The sequence below is a fragment of the Laceyella sediminis genome (assembly GCF_003003125.1).
Taxonomy (GTDB): Bacteria; Bacillota; Bacilli; order Thermoactinomycetales; family Thermoactinomycetaceae; genus Laceyella; species Laceyella tengchongensis.
In genome coordinates this window covers 193,682-211,549 of sequence record NZ_PVTZ01000003.1, presented here as the reverse complement: position 1 = coordinate 211,549, position 17,868 = coordinate 193,682, and the positions used below count along the sequence as shown (strand labels likewise).

General features: G+C 50.2%; 17 protein-coding genes and 1 riboswitch. Of the genes, 13 read left to right on the top strand and 4 right to left on the bottom strand.

What is annotated here, in order from left to right; genetic code table 11:
* Positions 1–199 precede the first annotated feature (199 nt).
* From CLV36_RS05645 to trxA, 7 genes are all read left to right on the top strand, one after another.
* Positions 200–1,507 (top strand): purine/pyrimidine permease, encoded by a 1,308-nt coding sequence (locus CLV36_RS05645; RefSeq protein WP_106342005.1) that lies wholly within the window; start codon positions 200–202, stop codon positions 1,505–1,507.
* Between the two features lie 144 nt (positions 1,508–1,651).
* Positions 1,652–3,133 (top strand): spore germination protein, encoded by a 1,482-nt coding sequence (locus CLV36_RS05640; RefSeq protein ID WP_106342004.1) that lies wholly within the window; start codon positions 1,652–1,654, stop codon positions 3,131–3,133.
* Positions 3,134–3,287: 154 nt separating this feature from the next.
* The gene (locus CLV36_RS05635; RefSeq protein ID WP_106342003.1) at positions 3,288–4,979 is read left to right on the top strand and encodes an AMP-binding protein; all 1,692 of its coding nucleotides are present in this window, start codon (positions 3,288–3,290) and stop codon (positions 4,977–4,979) included.
* Positions 4,980–5,103: 124 nt separating this feature from the next.
* Positions 5,104–5,709 carry a fatty acid metabolism transcriptional regulator FadR gene (locus tag CLV36_RS17625; protein WP_022735908.1) on the top strand — a complete coding sequence of 202 codons (606 nt, stop codon included), beginning with the start codon at positions 5,104–5,106 and terminating at the stop codon, positions 5,707–5,709.
* Positions 5,710–5,721: 12 nt separating this feature from the next.
* Positions 5,722–6,501, top strand: coding sequence for an electron transfer flavoprotein subunit beta/FixA family protein (locus tag CLV36_RS17620; RefSeq protein ID WP_245888300.1), 780 nt, complete (start codon positions 5,722–5,724; stop codon positions 6,499–6,501).
* 19 nt (positions 6,502–6,520) lie between these two features.
* On the top strand, positions 6,521–7,507 hold the full coding sequence (locus CLV36_RS05625; RefSeq protein WP_054095480.1) for an electron transfer flavoprotein subunit alpha/FixB family protein: 987 nt from the start codon (positions 6,521–6,523) through the stop codon (positions 7,505–7,507).
* A 150-nt stretch (positions 7,508–7,657) separates the two neighbouring features.
* Positions 7,658–7,981: a thioredoxin gene (trxA, locus tag CLV36_RS05620; RefSeq protein ID WP_022735911.1), complete on the top strand. Its 324-nt coding sequence runs from the start codon at positions 7,658–7,660 to the stop codon at positions 7,979–7,981.
* Positions 7,982–8,019: 38 nt separating this feature from the next.
* On the opposite strand, the gene CLV36_RS05615 is transcribed toward trxA, so the two are convergent.
* Entirely contained in the window at positions 8,020–8,979 is a 960-nt protein-coding gene (locus CLV36_RS05615; protein WP_106342002.1) for a hypothetical protein, read from the bottom strand.
* A gap of 295 nt (positions 8,980–9,274) precedes the next feature.
* Here CLV36_RS05615 and uvrC point away from each other — a divergent pair, with 295 nt between their 5' ends.
* From uvrC to CLV36_RS05590, 5 genes are all read left to right on the top strand, one after another.
* Positions 9,275–11,056 carry an excinuclease ABC subunit UvrC gene (gene uvrC / locus CLV36_RS05610; protein WP_054095477.1) on the top strand — a complete coding sequence of 594 codons (1,782 nt, stop codon included), beginning with the start codon at positions 9,275–9,277 and terminating at the stop codon, positions 11,054–11,056.
* Between the two features lie 119 nt (positions 11,057–11,175).
* Positions 11,176–11,670 carry a DnaD domain protein gene (locus CLV36_RS05605; RefSeq protein WP_054095476.1) on the top strand — a complete coding sequence of 165 codons (495 nt, stop codon included), beginning with the start codon at positions 11,176–11,178 and terminating at the stop codon, positions 11,668–11,670.
* Between the two features lie 227 nt (positions 11,671–11,897).
* Positions 11,898–12,554 (top strand): TetR/AcrR family transcriptional regulator, encoded by a 657-nt coding sequence (locus tag CLV36_RS05600; protein ID WP_181352839.1) that lies wholly within the window; start codon positions 11,898–11,900, stop codon positions 12,552–12,554.
* 5 nt (positions 12,555–12,559) lie between these two features.
* Positions 12,560–13,327: a lysophospholipid acyltransferase family protein gene (locus CLV36_RS05595; RefSeq protein WP_106342001.1), complete on the top strand. Its 768-nt coding sequence runs from the start codon at positions 12,560–12,562 to the stop codon at positions 13,325–13,327.
* A complete protein-coding gene (locus CLV36_RS05590) occupies positions 13,288–14,808 on the top strand; it encodes a phytoene desaturase family protein (RefSeq protein WP_106342000.1) in 1,521 nt (506 codons plus the stop codon). Before CLV36_RS05595 ends, CLV36_RS05590 begins: the two co-directional genes overlap by 40 nt.
* A 7-nt stretch (positions 14,809–14,815) precedes the next feature.
* On the opposite strand, the gene CLV36_RS05585 is transcribed toward CLV36_RS05590, so the two are convergent.
* Complete coding sequence (locus tag CLV36_RS05585; RefSeq protein WP_022735918.1) at positions 14,816–14,992, bottom strand: twin-arginine translocase TatA/TatE family subunit; 177 nt, start codon at positions 14,990–14,992, stop codon at positions 14,816–14,818.
* Between the two features lie 132 nt (positions 14,993–15,124).
* On the opposite strand from CLV36_RS05585, the gene CLV36_RS05580 reads away from it, so the two are divergent.
* Positions 15,125–15,448 carry an SCP2 sterol-binding domain-containing protein gene (locus CLV36_RS05580; protein WP_022735919.1) on the top strand — a complete coding sequence of 108 codons (324 nt, stop codon included), beginning with the start codon at positions 15,125–15,127 and terminating at the stop codon, positions 15,446–15,448.
* Positions 15,449–15,481: 33 nt separating this feature from the next.
* Here the strand turns inward: CLV36_RS05580 and CLV36_RS05575 are convergent, their stop codons facing one another.
* Together CLV36_RS05575 and CLV36_RS05570 are read right to left on the bottom strand one after the other, a co-directional pair.
* The gene (locus CLV36_RS05575; RefSeq protein WP_022735920.1) at positions 15,482–16,579 is read right to left on the bottom strand and encodes an AAA family ATPase; all 1,098 of its coding nucleotides are present in this window, start codon (positions 16,577–16,579) and stop codon (positions 15,482–15,484) included.
* Positions 16,572–17,351, bottom strand: coding sequence for an RNA ligase family protein (locus CLV36_RS05570; RefSeq protein WP_022735921.1), 780 nt, complete (start codon positions 17,349–17,351; stop codon positions 16,572–16,574). Before CLV36_RS05570 ends, CLV36_RS05575 begins: the two co-directional genes overlap by 8 nt.
* Positions 17,352–17,508: 157 nt before the next feature.
* Positions 17,509–17,695, top strand: a riboswitch (Lysine riboswitch).
* The last annotated feature ends 173 nt before the right edge of the window (positions 17,696–17,868 follow it).

Sequence of the window (17,868 nt, the reverse complement as noted above, 5' to 3'; positions counted from 1 at the left end):
CTTTGCCCAACCTTATTCATTTTAGGCGAAAGCGTAGTCATTGAAAAGGGAAGCGGGTGTCATCACTTAGCTCATCTCGATGCGACAGGGGCAGAGCGGGTGAAAAGAAAAAAGGGTGGATTTCCCGCGATATTGTTTCTATAATCGAAAGAGTTGTGAGATAACAGTGATAGCTAGGTTAGAAGGGTATGGTACTGCCATGAGACAGACAAGTTGGTTTTCCTTCGGTTTCACCACGGCGCAATGGTTTATTTTTTTGCTCGCCAATGCGCTGTCCTTGCCGATTGTCATCGGGCAAATTTATCATTTGCCGCCGGAGGAAGTCGCCGGGTTGATGCAACGTACTTTTTTTGTGATAGGACTGACGTCATTTTTACAAGGCTGGTTGGGTCACCGTTTTCCGCTATCAGACGGGCCGGCCGGAATTTGGCTCGGTATTTTTGTCATCATGGGAGAGTTGGCGGCCAACACGGGTCAGCAGCCCGAAGAGGTGTTGCGTGTCATGGTTGGCGGCATGATCATCGCTGGGCTATTGATCTTGCTCTTGGCCGGGTTGCGCTTAATCCCAAAGATGTTAGGGATATTTACGCCATTGGTGACGGGTTCTTTCCTTATGTTACTAGCCATTCAATTGAGCGGCGTTTTCTTGCGTGGAATGATGGATATCCGAACGGCGAGCGGAACGGTTCGCTGGGATCTCGTCGGCGTGTCCTTAGTGGTGTTTGTGTTGGTCTTATGTTTCACTACGTGGGGCAAAGGCTGGATGCGTAGCTATGCCGTGTTGATCGGGATTGTGGTTGGCTGGGCCGGATTTACGGCCTTGGGCTATCAAAGCAATTCGGTCACCCATAGCGGTTTTTTCACCCTGCCTGAATTTTTGGCTTGGGGCGGGCCTATTTTTGAGCCGGGTATGGCGGTATCTGCTATCGTGGTCGCCTTGATCTTGCTGTCCAATCTGATTGCTAGCACGAACGCGATGCAGCAGGTATTGACAGGGGAAACGAAGGTTTCGCCAAGTGTGCTGACTCGGGCAGGGGTCTGGTCGGGAGTGGCCACCATCCTGTCGGCGCTGTTCTCCACTGTGGGGATGGTTCCCTTGACGGTGGCGGCTGGCTTTGTGGAAATGACCGGCCAAAAGCGCAGGGGGCCTTTCTTGACCGCTTGTTTGGCATTGGCCGGGGTGGCGTTGATTCCGGTGGTAATCGGATTTTTGTCCAAGTTGCCAGGGCCGATCGCTTACGCCGCTTTATTGGCATCGTTTGGCCAGATGTTCGGATTGGGATTGCACGGTGTGTTAAAAGAGCCACTTGATCCAAGGCGAACACGCATATTGGGTTTGACGCTGTCGCTGGGAGCCGGGATGATGTTTTTGCCGGCTTCACTATTCCTATCCATGCCTTCCGTGTTGCAGTCCTTTTTCAGCAATGGATTGTTGGTGGGAACCGTTATCTGCATTTTGTTTGAACAGCTGTGGCCGCCGAACAGGAGCAAATGGGCCAAGAATTGACGCGGGAATTGGTAAGGATGCTTGCTATCCGCAGGGTGCGGGTGGAAATTCTCCATTGAGGGAATGGACGCCCGCACCTTTTTTGTTTGCCGGCTTTCAATTATGACCATAATGGAACCATCAGTGTTAAAGCAGGTGGTGCCGATGGCCGAACAACAGCAAAAGCCTTGGTGGCAAACAGCCAAATTGACCGTTGATTTGGAAACCAATGTGCGCTGGTTAAATGAAATATTGGGGGTTAATGAGAGTTTTGATATGATTTGCCGCCGAACGGAATACGGGGGCAAAGCGTGCGCATTTTATTTTGTGGACGGGTTTGCCAAGGACGATATCCTCAATCGCATCATGGAGCAATTGGCCCGATTGAGCCCCAGGGATATGCGCGTTGATGCGATTGAGAAGTTGGTAAATACGGAAATCGCCTACATCGAAGTAGAGACGACGGATGAGCTAGAAAAAGCAGTGAACGCGGTGTTGTCAGGCCCTACGGTGTTGTTGGTGGAAGGGGAAGCGACCGCGATCATCATCGACGCCCGCACCTATCCGGCCCGCGGTCCAGAAGAGCCGGATATCGAGCGGGTAGTCAGGGGGGCGCGCGACGGGTTTGTAGAGACGATCATCTTCAATACGGCGTTAACACGCCGTCATCTGCGCGATCCCAGCTTGCGGATGGAATATATGCAAGTGGGGACGCGGTCGCGGACCGATGTGTGCATCGCTTATGTGAAAGATATCGTCGATCCGGAGGTTGTGGAAGAGGTGCGGCGGGCCATCGGTAAAGTGAAAACAGACAGTCTGCCGATGGCGGAGAAAAGCTTGGAAGAATACCTGTTCAAGCGGTATTGGAATCCGTATCCGATGGTTCGTTACACGGAACGGCCAGACGTGGCGGCGGTACACTTGTTGGAAGGACATGTGCTGATCTATGTGGACACTTCTCCCAGTGTCATGATTACCCCTATCACCATGTTTCATCATGTGCAACATGCGGAAGAATACCGCCAACAGCCTGTGGTCGGGGCGTTTTTGCGTTGGACAAGGTTGTTGGCCTTGCTGGCTTCCCTGTTTTTGTTGCCTTTGTGGTATCTGATCGCCACTCAACCCGAACTGTTCCCCGCCGAGCTCGCGGTGATCGGGCCGGACAAGAAGGCTGCGATTCCTTTGTTTTTACAAATATTGATTGCCGATATCGGTGTAGAAGTGTTGAGGATGGCTTCGATTCACACCCCGTCACCGCTGGCTACGGCCATGGGCTTGGTCGCCGGGATTTTGTTGGGGGAGACCGCGGTGCAAGTGGGGCTATTCACTTCGGAAGTCATCTTGTATGTGGCCATTTCAGCGATTGGTACGTTTGCTTCCCCAAGTTATGAATTGGGGTTGGCCAATAAGCTGTCGCGGCTCTATTTTTTGACGATGACGGCATTATTCGGATGGATCGGCTTTGTTGGCAGCATTTTGTTCTGGTTTGTTTGGCTGATGCGCGTCGAAGTATTGCAAACGCCTTACCTGTGGCCGTTGATTCCTTTTAATGGTAAAGCGATGTGGGATGTGCTCGTTCGGACGCCGATGCCCAACAAGACGAAGCGGCCGCGCGTGCTGTCACCCCAAGATCCTGACCGCAAATGAAATGATCCTTGTGAAAAATCACAGGGATTTTTTTATATGTATTTAAAAATGGTCAAAAATTAGATAAAATAATCTATAGTGATCATAGTGTTAATTCTTAATAATCGCACCGCTAAATTGAATGACTGTTCAGTCGAAAAGAGGAGGAGTTCTGATGGCCGATACGGAAAAAGTGTGGCTTAAACATTACCCGCCACAAGTGCCCCATCATCTGAATTACCCGGATGTTCCATTGACGCAGTTTTTGGTGGACGCCGCTCGCGACTATCCGGAGCGTGACGCGATTTTCTTCCTGGGAAAACGGATGACATATCGCCAGGTGTTGGAAGATTCCTACCGCCTCGCACATGCGTTGAAGTCGCTGGGGATCTCAAGGGGAGAGCGGATCGGCATCATGTTGCCCAACTCACCACAAGCCGTCATCGCTTATTACGCCGCACTGTTTGCAGGCGGTATCGTGGTGCAATTTAATCCGCTTTACATGAAGCGGGAGCTCGAGCACCAATTGAATGATGCAGAAGTGGAGACCCTCATTTGTTTGGATATGGTGTATCCTCGAGTCAGTGAAGTGAAAGCGCAAACAAAACTGAAACATGCGATAGTTACGAGTATTTCTGACTATTTGCCGTTTCCGAAGAACTGGTTGTTCCAGCTTAAGAGCCGTTTTGACAACACGCATGTGGAGATTCCAGAAGCGCCTGGCGTGTTCAAATTGAAAAAGATCATGGCTCAAGCCCCGTCTAGTCCGGTGGAGACTCCATATGACTCCGGAGACGACGTGGCGTTGTTGCAGTACACCGGAGGGACGACCGGACTTGCCAAAGGCGCGATGTTGACCCATCGCAACTTGGTGGTGAACTGCTGTCAAGCGGAGGCGTGGATGTACCAAGCGCAACGGGGTGCAGACACGATTTTGGGAGCGCTTCCCTTTTTCCATGTGTATGGGATGACAGTGGTGATGAACTTTGCGGTGCGCTTGGCGGCAACGATGATCCTTGTGCCCAAGTTTGATCGCGACTTGATTCTTAAGCTGATTACGGAACACCGCCCATCGTATTTTCCAGGGGCGCCCACGATGTATGTGGGATTGATCAACCACCCCGATATCAAAAAGTATGACCTATCTTCCATCAACGCCTGTCTGAGCGGTTCGGCTCCATTGCCAATCGAAGTGCAAGAGCAGTTTGAAGCGTTGACGGGTGGCTTGTTGATCGAGGGGTACGGCATGACCGAATCTTCCCCTGTCACCCATGCCAACTTGATCTGGGAGCGAACCAAAAGCGGGACGATCGGGTTGCCGTGGCCGGACACGGAGGCGCGCATTGTGGATTTGGAAACGGGGGAAGTGCTGCCACCGGGCCAAGCAGGGGAGTTGCAAGTGAAAGGGCCCCAAGTGATGAAAGGGTATTGGAAGCGTCCGGAAGAGACGGCCAAAGTGTTGGTTGACGGGTGGTTGTGTACAGGAGATATTGCCAAGATGGATGAAGACGGATATTTTTATATCATTGACCGCAAGAAAGACATGATCATCGCCGGTGGATTCAACATCTATCCGCGCGAGGTGGAAGAAGTGCTGTTTGAGCATCCCGCCATTCAGGAAGCAGCAGTGGTCGGTGTGCCCGATCCTTACCGGGGAGAGACGGTCAAAGCGTATATCGTGTTAAAAGAAGGCATGCAATTGTCTGAAAAAGAGTTGGAAAAGTTTTGCCGGGAGCGCTTGGCCAGCTATAAAATTCCGCGACTAGTCGAATTTCGAAAAGAATTACCAAAATCGACAATCGGAAAAGTATTAAGAAGGGTATTATTGGATGAAGAAATGCAAAAAAACAAGAACGAAGGAGCGTAATGAAGAGTTGATCGGTAAAGTCGACATCAAAAGTATAAAAATACATTGACAATTGAATAATGTCATACTACACTTGAAATTGAATGAATAGTCATTCAGTGATAAGGCAGAGGGGAACATGACCATGGCTAAACGGACAGGAGAAAAGTATGAAGCGATTATTGATGCGGCAACTCGCGTGATCGCCGAATACGGCTATCATAACGCCCAGGTGTCCAAAATTGCCCGTGAAGCCAAGGTGGCGGATGGTACCATTTATCTCTACTTCGAAAATAAAGATGACGTGCTCATCTCCTTGTTCAGTGAGAAGATGGGAGCATTTATCAGCCGGGCAGAAGAGGAACTGGCTCAAGTCGATTCAGCTGTCGACCAGTTGTACAAACTGATCTGCTTGCATTTTGAGCATCTGGAAAAGGATCATCAACTGGCGATTGTCACGCAGATTGAGCTGAGGCAATCCAATCCTGAAGTACGCAAAGGGATTGGGGAAATTCTCAAACGGTATTTGGATGTAATCGACGGCATTGTCGAAAAAGGGATGCGAGAAGGTGTGTTTCGCCAGGATCTCGATGTGCGGATCACGCGCAGGATGATTTTCGGCACGTTGGATGAGACCGTCACATCTTGGATCATGAAGGATCACAAGTATCGGTTGATGGACCAAGTGGATGAATTGCATCGCTTATTTGTCAATGGGATGGGAAGCCAACGAAATGATGCAAACGCTTAGGAGGGAAGCCGCATGAATATCCTCGTATGTTTGAAACAAACGTTTGACACCGAAGAGCGGATCACCATTGAAAATGGCCGCATCAGCGAAGAGGGTGTGGAATTCGTCATCAACCCTTACGATGAGTATGCAGTAGAAGAAGCGATTCGCCTAAAAGAAAAACACGGTGGCGAAGTGACGGTGTTGACCATCGGGCCAGATCGCGCCGAGCAGGCGTTGCGCACGGCGATGGCGATGGGAGCTGACAAAGGCGTGATTGTCGACATCGAAGAATTGGACGACGCCGTTGATGAACACACTATCGCAAAAATCCTGCATGCGACGATCGAAGAGGAAGACTTGGAATACGATCTGATCTTGTGTGGGTCGATGGCGGTGGATGACGGCTCTTCCCAAGTGGGGCCCCGATTGGCAGAACTATTGGAGATCCCCCATGTTTCAACGATTGTGAAACTGGAAGTGGATGGCGATAAGGTGACAGTGGAGAAAGACGTGGAAGGGGACTTGGAAATCATTGAGACCAAGTTGCCATTGCTTGTGACGGCACAGCAAGGATTGAACGACCCTCGTTATCCATCCCTGCCAGGCATCATGAAAGCCAAAAAGAAACCGCTTACGCGCTTGGAGTTGGATGATCTCGACTTGGATGAAGAAGACATCAAAGCCAAAACGGAGATCACTGAAATCTTCTTGCCGCCTAAGAAAGAAGCGGGCAAAGTGTTGCAAGGGGACATTCCTGATCAAGTGAAAGAACTGGTGCAATTATTACATTCGGAAGCTAAAGTGATCTAACGGCGAGGAGGAGCGAAACATGGGCAAACACGTATTGGTACTGGCTGATGTTCGTGAGGGCAAACTCCGCAATGTTAGCTTGGAAGCGCTGGCAGCGGCACGCACAGTCTCGGCGGGAGGAACAGTGACGGCGGCGGTGTTGGGATCAGGAGCTAAGGACTTGGCCGGCACCCTTGCTGAACACGGTGCGGACAAAGTGGTTGTCGTGTTGAACAAAGAGTTGGATCAATATACGACGGATGCTTACTTCCAAGCGTACAAAAAAGTGATCGAAGAAGTGAAGCCGGATGTGATCTTCACTGGTCACACGGCCGTGGGCAAAGATGTTAGCCCTCGCCTGGCCGCGCGTCTTGGCTTAGGGCTCGTCTCCGACTGCACGCAGGTGGAGTTGGATGGGGACAAAATCGTTTTCACCCGTCCGATTTATGCCGGCAAAGCGTTCGTCAAAAAGGTGTTCACTGAGGGTACCGTTTTTGCTACCTTGCGTCCCAACAACATTCCTGCAGGAGAACCCGACGCTTCTCGTCAAGCGAACGTCGAAGAGGTGACCGTAACGTTTGCAGCAGATTCCCTGCGCACACTGATCAAAGACATGGTGAAAAAATCAACTGACGGGGTGGATCTGTCCGAAGCGCGCGTCATCGTTTCCGGCGGACGCGGTGTGAAAAGCGCAGACGGATTCAAACCGTTGCAAGAGCTGGCCAACCTCTTGGGCGGCGCTGTGGGCGCTTCACGCGGGGCTTGTGACTCAGGATACTGCGACTACGCTTTGCAAATCGGGCAAACAGGTAAGGTGGTCACCCCTGACCTATATATCGCCTGCGGTATCTCCGGAGCGATTCAGCACTTGGCGGGGATGTCCAACTCCAAAGTGATCGTCGCCATCAACAAAGACCCTGAAGCGCCGATCTTCCAAGTAGCCGATTACGGCATTGTCGGCGATCTGTTTGAAGTTGTGCCGCTGTTGACCGAAGAGCTGAAGAAGTTGCTTGCGGATCAAGCGTAAATGAAAAAGTGATTTTGGGTGAAGACGAGAAGGGCACACCGTTGTGCTCTTCTTTTCATTTCGTGAGACGAAACGCTTGGAACTTTTTTTGATGAAGTGGTATACTAGCAAAGAACCTGTTACATAGGCACATAGAAGGAGGGTTTGACCGTGGCGATTGTGGAAATTACGGATCAAACATTCGATAAAGAAGTCCAAAGCCCGGACGCTGGTGTCGTCTTGGTCGATTTTTGGGCTCCGTGGTGCGGCCCATGCCGCCAACTGGCTCCCATCTTGGAAGAAGTCGATGCGGAGATCGGCGAGCAAGTGAAAATCGTGAAAGTAAACGTGGACAACAGCCCAGAATCTGCTGGCCAATTTGGCATCATGTCGATTCCGACCCTGATGATTTTCAAAAACGGGAAAGCGGTAGACAAAGCGTTGGGTGTTCAACCAAAAGAGCAATTGGTTGCTTGGGTGAAGGAACACCTGTAAAAGCAAGAAAAAAGGCCTGGCGTAATGCCAAGGCCTTTTTACATGTCTGAAGGTTGGTTGGACTGTTCGTTGGCATCTGCCGGTTTTTCCTCACCGGATTGCGCTTCCGCTGGTGCCTCTTGTTTTTGCGCTGGGAATAGGACAGGACGCAGACGTTTTTTATAACGACCGATCAAGATCAGATAGAAGCTGACCGATGCTAAAGGAAGGATGAAGATAAAGAAGAAAATCCAGAAAATCACCAAAAAGATCATTGACATGGAGCCCAAGCCGTTCAAGCCGTTACCGAAAGAGACGCCCGTGAGAAGAGCGAAGCACAGCATGAGCAATAAGTACCCTAGGACGATGAGTAAGGTGATGAAAAAAGCGGATAGCACGGCACTAAGGGATCTGCCGAAGGCGCGTCCCCACAACTTTGCCGATAGCTTGATCGACTCCCATACTGGTTTTTTTTCATGAATGATCATGATGGGGGCGAAGATGGTGATGGCGATGATGAACAAACTATACACCACGAACGCTAAGATGGCGAGCGACAGACTGATGGCACCGACGTCGTGTGGATTTGCGATTGCGATAACGGAGATCACCACGATGGCGATGATGAATGGAACCAGTAGGAGAAATGTCGTCAGCGACAACAGAGTTAAGCGCTTGATGTGGCGAAACATGTGGTGGAAATACAAGCTTAAAGTAACGCGGTTGTTAAACACTGCTTCAATGCTGATCCCATAAATGGCCCCTGTTGACATGGCGCCGATGATCATTTCGACCGCCAGCAGGCCCAAATAAAGAACAATGCTGAGGGTGATGAGGCCGGTACCCAGTTGCGCTGCCGATTCAAACGGATTGGTATTGGCCATTATGTTGGACAAACCGAGGGCTAGTGAGATCAGATAATACACGAGCATGGCCCCCAAGTACATGACGAAGAGGACGATCATGCCGAGAAGTTGGATCCAGGCCAGTTTAAAACCATGTTTTTTTATGTGTTCCATTGGTTCCTCCTGAACAGTTTGTATATTTTTAGACTAAATAATATTAAACATAAATTACATATTTGTCTATCGTGAGAAGGGAAGATTCACCAAACGTTCCAGAGCGGTCGGCCAAAGGCAAGATTCACCATGCCGCAGGCTCCGCAAATTGATATAATAAATTAGGCCTTCTTTAGCGAGCTAAGATAGCCTAGCCATCGCCGGAGGAAGGCTTAAAACGGCGACAGGGGCGGTCCTTTGCCGCTGTTGGTATGCATGGGACAGAGCACTGCCGCGCGGAAAGGAGGAGAGGGGAATGCTGAAAGAGAAATTGGCCCTGCTGCCGGATCAACCTGGGTGTTACCTGATGAAAAATCGTGATCAGGAAATCATTTATGTGGGCAAGGCCAAAAGTTTAAAAAACCGGGTTCGTTCTTATTTTACAGGCAGCCATGACGGTAAGACGCAACGATTGGTCATGGATATTTGCGATTTCGAGTATATTGTGACCGGCTCGCCGGTGGAAGCCTTGATTTTAGAGTGCAACTTGATCAAAAAGCATCGGCCGCGTTACAACGTGATGTTAAAGGATGACAAATCTTATCCATACATCCGGTTGACCAAAGAGCGGCATCCCCGCTTGGAAGTGACGCGCAAGGTGAAAAAGGACGGTTCGAAGTATTTCGGTCCGTATCCTCATGCCGGAGCCGCCCAGCAAGCTAAGAAGTTGTTGGATCGTTTATTCCCGTTGCGCAAGTGCCAGACGATCCCTAAACGGGTATGTTTGTACTACCATATGGGCCAATGCTTAGCGCCGTGTGAATATGAGGTAAAAGCGGAAGCTTACGAAGATATTATACGCAAAGTGACCCGTTTTCTTAACGGGGGGTACCCTGAATTAAAGCAGGATCTGCGCAGAAAAATGGAAGAGGCGGCTGAGAATCTGGAGTTTGAACGGGCCAAAGAGATTCGCGATCTGCTGGCAGACATTGATGCGGTGATGCAAAAGCAGAATATCATTCTCAATGACCATGTGGATCGCGATGTGTTTGGATACGCCGCGGAGAAAGGCTGGATGTGCGTACAGGTCTTTTATGTGCGGCAAGGAAAGCTGATCGAGCGTGATGTCTCCGTGTTTCCCCACTATCATGAACCGGAGGAAGATTTTTTGTCTTATGTCGCGCAATTTTACCATGAAGCGCCCACCCTCCCTAAAGAAGTAGACTTGCCGCAAGAAACGGATTGGGAAACAATTGCAAAATTGCTTTCCGGGGTGCGGGTAGCCATTCCGCAACGAGGCATGAAAAAGAACTTGGTGCAAATGGCGATGGAAAATGCCAAAATTGCTTTGCATGAACGGTTTCAGATGATGGAAAGAGATGAAGAGAAGACGTTTCAAGCGCTCAACCAATTGGGGGACGCGCTTGGCATCGGTTTGCCACGTCGGATTGAGGCATTTGACAACTCCAACATTCAAGGGGTTGATCCCGTATCGGCGATGGTTTGCTTTATCGATGGGAAACCAGAGAAGAAAGAATACCGCAAGTACAAAATCCGCTCCGTGCAATCGCCCAATGATGTGGAGACGATGCGGGAAGTGATTCGCCGCCGATACACGCGCGTGTTGAAGGAAGATTTGCCGTTGCCCGACTTAATTTTAGTCGACGGAGGCAAAACGCAGATGAACGCGGCCTTGGATGTGTTGGAAAACGAACTGGGCCTCTATGTTCCGGTCGGGGGGATGGTCAAGGATGAAAAGCACCGCACCGCAAGGTTGCTTTTTGGAGATCCGCCGCAAGAAACAGATATCAAACAAGGGAGCCAAGCGTTTTATCTGATTCAACGTATTCAGGAAGAAGTGCACCGGTTTGCAATTACTTTTCACCGGCAAACGCGTGGCAAACAATTGATCAAGTCCGAGCTGGACGATATTCCAGGCGTGGGGCCGAAGCGCAAGCAACAATTGTTCCGCCATTTCGGATCGATTGACAAGATGCGCGAAGCCGGCCTAGAAGAATTCCGCAAAGCCGGCATCAGTGACAAATTAGCCCAATCAATTATGGAAGCCCTGAAGCGAAAAGCGCCTGTGAAGACATGAGCCCGCCCGGTCAGTGTGTCGGGCAGGGCTTTATTTATGTTCGTATCTTTCAAATTTATAATCGTTCTTTTGCAATTTTTGATATAATGAGGGTACATATCTGATGCGGGAGGGTATTTATGACAGCACTTGACAAACAAATCCTTAAAATGGAGAATACCGAACCGGTAGAATTTTTGCGCCAATATACGGGAGGCCAACCTTTGTCCAAACAGTTGGTCCAGCTGGTATATGAATTGAAGAAGACACACGCTTTTTCTAATGGTGTCATCAACGCGTTGTTCGAGTATTGTCTCATCGAAAATAATTATAAAATCGTTCGTACATATGTATTGCAATTGGCTGAGGAGCTGGATGAAGTGGGTGTGCGAAACGCGCATGAGGTATTCCGTTATTTGCGGGAGAGACCGTATCAAAAGCGGCAACCTGAGTCCAGCCCGCATGTGTCGGACGATGCTGATTACAACATGGAATATGTGGAAACCAATATTGCCCTCATCGCCAAACAATTGCATGAACTTCGCAAAGAAATGAATTTGAAGTTTAACTTGATGAACCAACAGCTAGATCAAATCGAGCGGCGTCTGTCTCAAGTTGCAGACTGGTTGAAATGAAATGGGTTTTTTTGGGATGTTAATTTGGAATATTTAAACGATTGCTCGTCAGCCGGTCGCGTTTCGCCTCCTTGAAGAGGCGTTTTTTCATTGTTTTGTTGGAAAAAACAGGGTGGAAACAAGGGGAGAAACCGTGTAGAATCGGCTTAAAAGAAGTTGATTGTATTTTTGATCGCGATTGGTATGATGGTACATGGATTGAAATTCAAATCAAAAGGGGTATGAGATTGAAGGACCGGGTAAAGCGGGCGCCGGGTAGGCCAAGGCGCTCAGATTTGGAAGGGACAATGGACACTGAACAGAAGATTTTATGCGAAGCGGCGGGATTGTTTTTAAAAAGTGGTTATGCCGCCGTTTCGATCAGTATGATAACGGACGCCGTGGGCATCACCAAACCGACACTGTATCATTATTTTCCTGACAAAGAGACATTGTTCGCGGCGGTGGTGTGCAAAAAACTTGAGTTGGCTGGGACGCATATCCAACGGGGAATCGCAAAAGGGGGAAGTGTCCGGCAACGCCTCATTTGTTTGGCGACGGGCTTTTTCCACTATGCCTCCATGTCGATGCAACCACTAATGCGCGACGTGGATGAACAACTGCGTCCTGACCTGACCGAACGCGTGCATCTCACGTTGCATCGTGCAATCGTGAAGCCGTTGCAGGATCTGATTCAAGAGGGGGTGGAGCAAGGGGAAGTGCGTGCGCAGGCCGAGCAGATTCCGATGCTGGTGGAATTGTGGCTGGGGATGTTGGATACTTTGGCGAAACATTGCCGCAAGGAAACAGATGCGGAGGAGATCGGCCGGCTAGCGGAGATGGCAGTCACTGTGTTCATGGACGGCATTGCCAAAGAAGGGCGTCATATGCGGACAGAGGAGTGACTCGGATGATTGCGGAAGAGAAAAATAAACGATTTACGCCGCTTGTGCATGCCATGGTGACATGTGTGTTGCGGCGTCATTTTGCGCGGATGTATGTCAACTGTTCGGAACGCATCAATGTGTCTACCCCCACCTTATATTTGGTGAATCATAGCCATTGGTGGGATCCGTTGTTCGTGTTGTGGCTGAATCACGCATATCTGCGCCAAGACGCCTATGTCCTGCTGCAAGAGCGGGCGTGGCCTTTTTTTTCATTATTGAAAGATCAAGGATTCATCGAAGTCGACCCGGATGATTATCAGGAGTGGCGGTCAGCGCTGGAATCTGGAAAAGAGCTGTTGTCCTCGCGGTTCCGTTCGTTGTGGATTTTGGGCCAAGGAGAAGCCGTCCATCAAGACGCGCGCCCTATCCGCTTCATGCCGGGGCTGGGGTCGTTGCTTGAAACAGGCGGGCAGGTACAAGTTGTTCCGGTGGCGATTTACACGTCATTTACCCAAAGTCGGCCGGATGTCTATATCCGCCTTGCAGATCCATTGTTGCCGGAGACATTTACCAAAGGCCATCGTCGGCAATGGGTCGCCGCCTGTGAAAGGGAGTTGGCGCTAGAACTGGATGCTATGCGTGAAGGGGTGATTGCCAACCGGCTCACCGGTTTCGAGCTGGCTTGGCAGGGCTTCTCATCATTTCCGGAACAGTGGAATCGCGCGCGGGACGGACTGAAGCAGGCCAGCCAATGGTGGCGAAGATGGAAGAAAGGGCGATCACAGCAATGAAAAAAGCGATCATCATTGGTGGCGGCTTGGCCGGCTTGGTGACGGCGATCAAATTGGCCACGATGGATTTCAAGGTGTCCCTGTTTGAAAAAGAAAGCAAGGTGGGCGGATCGTGCCGCGCAATCCAATTGGGAGGAGGGTATCAATTTGATTTGGAGCCGGCGCCGATGATGATGCCATGGGTGTTTGAACGCATCTTTCGGGAAGCTGGCTCAGTGGTTGACCCTTCGCTGCGGTTCATTCCCTTGCCAGTAAACAGCCGGCACTTTTTCTACAATAAGTCGATTGTTGATTTAACTGCAGATGGCGAGGCGATGGCGGATCAACTGACGGGATTTTCACCGGAAAACCGCACCGGTTTTTTGGACTATCTGTATGCGGCACAAACCATATACGAGTGGGTGGAAGAAACGCTCTTAGCCAGTCCGACAGTGGGTTGGACAGATCTGCTCCGACCGGGAGCGGTGAAATCGACATGGAAGATGAAGCTGTTGCAGCCGCTGGATGCTTTTCATCGGCGCTTTTTCGACGACGCCCGCATGCTGGCGATGATGAACCGTTATGCAACCTATGTTGGCTCTTCCCCCTATAAGGCGCCTGCGGTGGTGGCGATGTTCGCCTACTTGGAATTGGTGCAGGGAGTATCTTACGTCGAAGGCGGGAATGAGCGGTTGATTGAGGCGTTGGTGCGCTTGGCGCAGTCGCGGGGTGTGGAGTTGCACACGGGATGCGCTGTGGATGAAATCCTGTGGTCTGACCGCAAAGTGACAGGTGTAGATGCAGGCGGGGAAAAATGGGAGGCAGACATAGTGGTGTCTTGCATCGATCCCATCCAAACGAGGGTGTCGTTGTTGAAGGATGAGCAATACACGCCAGATATGAGGCAACTCAGCTGTTCACAGGTCGTGGGTTTGCTTGGTTGCAAAGAAACGTATCCTGTGTTGCATTATCATAATTATTTTTATCCGCGTGAGATGGAGCGGTACTATATTGATTTGTTTGAACAGCGGGAATGGCCTGACGCCCCTCTGATTTATGTGGGGAACCCCTGTTTGTATGAAGCGGATCGCACCAGCGCAGGTTGCAATCTGTGTGTCACTGCTCAGGTGCCAGCCAGCTTCGGGCTGAAGCCGGGCCAGTTTGAATTGTACCGCGAGCGACTTTTGTACTTGCTGGAACGGGTTTGGGGTCTGCAAGGGCTGAGTGAGCAGATCGAAGTAGAGCAGTGGTTGGGTCCCCTTGATTTGCAGGAAATGACGGGGGCTTATGGTGGAGCGTTGAATGGACGTGCTTTTCATGGGTTTCGCGCGGCGATTCGCCAACCGCTCAAGGATCGCAAGCGGCAAGGGTTGTATTATGCAGGAGCTGGAGCGTATCCGGGAGGGGATCAAGCGATGGCGGCGATCAGCGGGCTGCATACCGCTCAGCTCATCAAGCTGGAAGAAGAGAGAAAAGAGAGCAAGCTCACCCGTTTGGGGTGAGCTTGCGTCATGATTTATCCTCTTTTTTCTCTTTGGAATCGTCTTTACCGGATACTGCATCGCGGAACATTTTTAAAGTTTGTCCAGTTGCGCGTCCCAATTCGGGCAATTTTTTTGGCCCGAACAAAAGCAGGGCGACAACGAGGATGACAATAAGTCCGGGTAAACCGATACTACTGAACATATTTTCACGCTCCAACAGGCTAAAATTAGCCTGGTCTGTTCTTTAGCCATTATATCGCTTCGCCAGAAAGATGCCAAGTAAAGCTTTTTTTGCATTATAATCAATTTATCATGACAAAAAGGAGTGGCAGGTGTGGAACTAATCCAGGTTTTCACTTCATTGGCGGAGAAAATCAATCAAGATCCAACGGGAATCAGTCATTTGAACGATGTATATCAGTTGGAAGTGACCAGTGGGACGTATCAGGTGCGGTTTGCAGATGGAAAAGCGGAGTGGGCCGAAGGAAACAAATGGGAGCCCACTTGTTCGTTGCAGATCAAAGATGAGGATTTGCTGAAGCTTGTCACGGGAAAACTGGGAGCGACGACAGCGGTGATGATGGGCAAGCTGAAAGTAAAAGGCTCGATTGAAGCTGCGCTCCGCTTGCAAAAGGTATTAAAGTATTATGCCAGCTAACGGGTGAAAGAGAAGCCTGGCTTCCATAGGGAGTCAGGCTTTTTTGTTTTCAATCCACCGTACCTGGTGCGCTTCTTCGGCTGTAGGAACTTCTAACTTTTGCATCAGCTTGCGGATCGTTGCTTCAGGAACGGCCTGTTTTCGGTTGCGATTGCGGGACAATAACAGCGTAAGCGGCGCGTCGATATACACGATGCTAACATGCGCACCATAGGAAGCGAATAGATCAACAAGTGGATCTCGCAAATGCCGAGTGAGATTGGTGGCGTTCCAGATAAATGGTTGTTTTCGTCGCAGCAAGTATTTGGCCTCTTCTTTGGCAAGGCGAACCACTTCCCCCTGATTGGCTGTAGGGGGGATGCGGCGTTCATGCCGAATGCGATCCAAAGAAACGACTGGGAGATCCGGATGATTTAAGCTGATCCAAGTGTCTTTGCCCGCTCCGGGCAATCCAGACATCATGATCACTTCAAAGTCAGTATCGTCATATAGCACGTCGTCGATTCGCAGGTGGTCACTGCGAAAATAACGGAAGCGCGTATGGTTGTTGGCGAAGGGTTTGGGTTGTGTGTAACAGCCCAGTTCGGTGGCGTATTGGCGGAAATAGGCGATCCGCTCCAATAATTCCGCTTGGTCTGGGCAAATTCGCCCGCGCACATCAGCTTCGGCCAACATGGCAACCCAATCGAGGCGGATCTGCCAGCTGGCGCCAACCACCGCCTTCTCGGGGTCAGGCTTTTCAAAAAACCACAGTGGCAAGCCGTGATGTCGGACGAGTTGCACCAACATCTCCCGCTCTTGAAGCGGCAGGGTCTGCATTTTCTCCCGCACGATCTGGGCTCCGACTTTGGCATGATTAGGAGCATGGATGCGGCCGTCGTCGCCGATCTTTGTGCATGCCTCTTTACCGATATCATGAAACAAGGCGGCCTTTAGCAACAAGGATTGCTCAGCCGGCGCCAAGGATTGCCACGCGGGGAGCCGGCGAAGTTCATCCACCACCATCCATGTGTGGGTTAGCACATCGCCTTCCCCATGATAATGTGGATCTTGGTTCACGTGGCTGAGTGCTTGCAACCAAGGGAATTGATCAAGAGCTTGCTGGCGGTTAAATGGCACGGAATCAATCAAAAAGATTCACTCCTTTCCGCAATTGGTTGGGAATGAGTGGCCGGTTCATCCAGTGGGATTCAGAATCGATGATGGTTTGCAAAAAGTCGGAACGCACCCACTTGTACCGGTCTTGCACAAAATCGCCCTCTTCCACTTTTATATACAAACCCTCCATCAATCCGGAAGGGTCCGTTTCCCGCCAAGCCAGTTCGGGTTGCAGTCCCAATCGGTCGGCAAGTTGCCTCAGTTTCTCCATATGGTCTGTGGCAATGAACGGGGAAGGAGCGATCCAATCCGGTAAGGTGTTTTTTCTGGCAGCGATGCCTTCATACAAGACTCTCACTGAAACAATAAAAGGCGCTTTGGCCAAGAATTCCCGCCGTTTGGCCGTGGAAAGGAAGGCGCCGGCTTGTGTGTCGTAAATATCAAACTCCAAAAAATAATGGGGCAAGTCGGTGTAAAAGATGGTGTGTTTGGCATACATCCATTCGCCGTACATGATATATCGGTCGCTGAGCAAATCCCAAAGCGCAGGGGCATGGTGATGAGTCCAGCTTTTGAACAAGGTGAATTGCCGCTCTCGGGGGCCGCCCGTCAGGTAATGCCCACGGCTTTGCAATAGCAAGGAGCCGTCCGAGGTAAAACGGATGCCTGTGTTGGACCCGTCCATCTTCTCTTCGATGACTATATGCCGTCCGATCAGTTCCTTATAAGCTGCAATGTTTAGGTCTTCATCGCCGGGTTGTAGTCCTGACCCCGACAAATGGCGTGTGCGAGGATATTTGATCATCTGCTTCATCCTTTCAAATACATTTTGGATTTATATGTTAATCATAAAGAATCAGTGTGAAAATGTCTTGCGCAAATGTTTTTTTGCCCTTGCCAACTTGGATCGAGCTATGTTAATATCATAAAAATTAATATTTTATTTGAATTCTCGCCACTCATTGTGGAGTAGAGGCGCGGGTTTCATGAGTACTTGTTCGGAGGACGGGCCGTTGATGGACAAGGAAAGGGAAACACCGCCGAAGTTTGCTGGAAGACCCGACAGAAAGCAGGCTGGGACTGTATCCGAACAGGAACAGGACTGTCACAAAAGTACATGGGTTGCTTTTGTGAAGCGCTAATCCGCAGTAGATGAGCGAGCTGGAGCAAAAAAAACAAAGGCGACAGCGAGCGATTCTCTGCTGTGGCCTTTTCTGTTTTTTTACAGGCCTTTCTGGGTCATGTCTGATTCATATCTGCGGTTTTTAAGCCATCGGTTTATGGAAAACCGGTTTGTCCGCCGCTTTTAGGGGTCAGTTTGC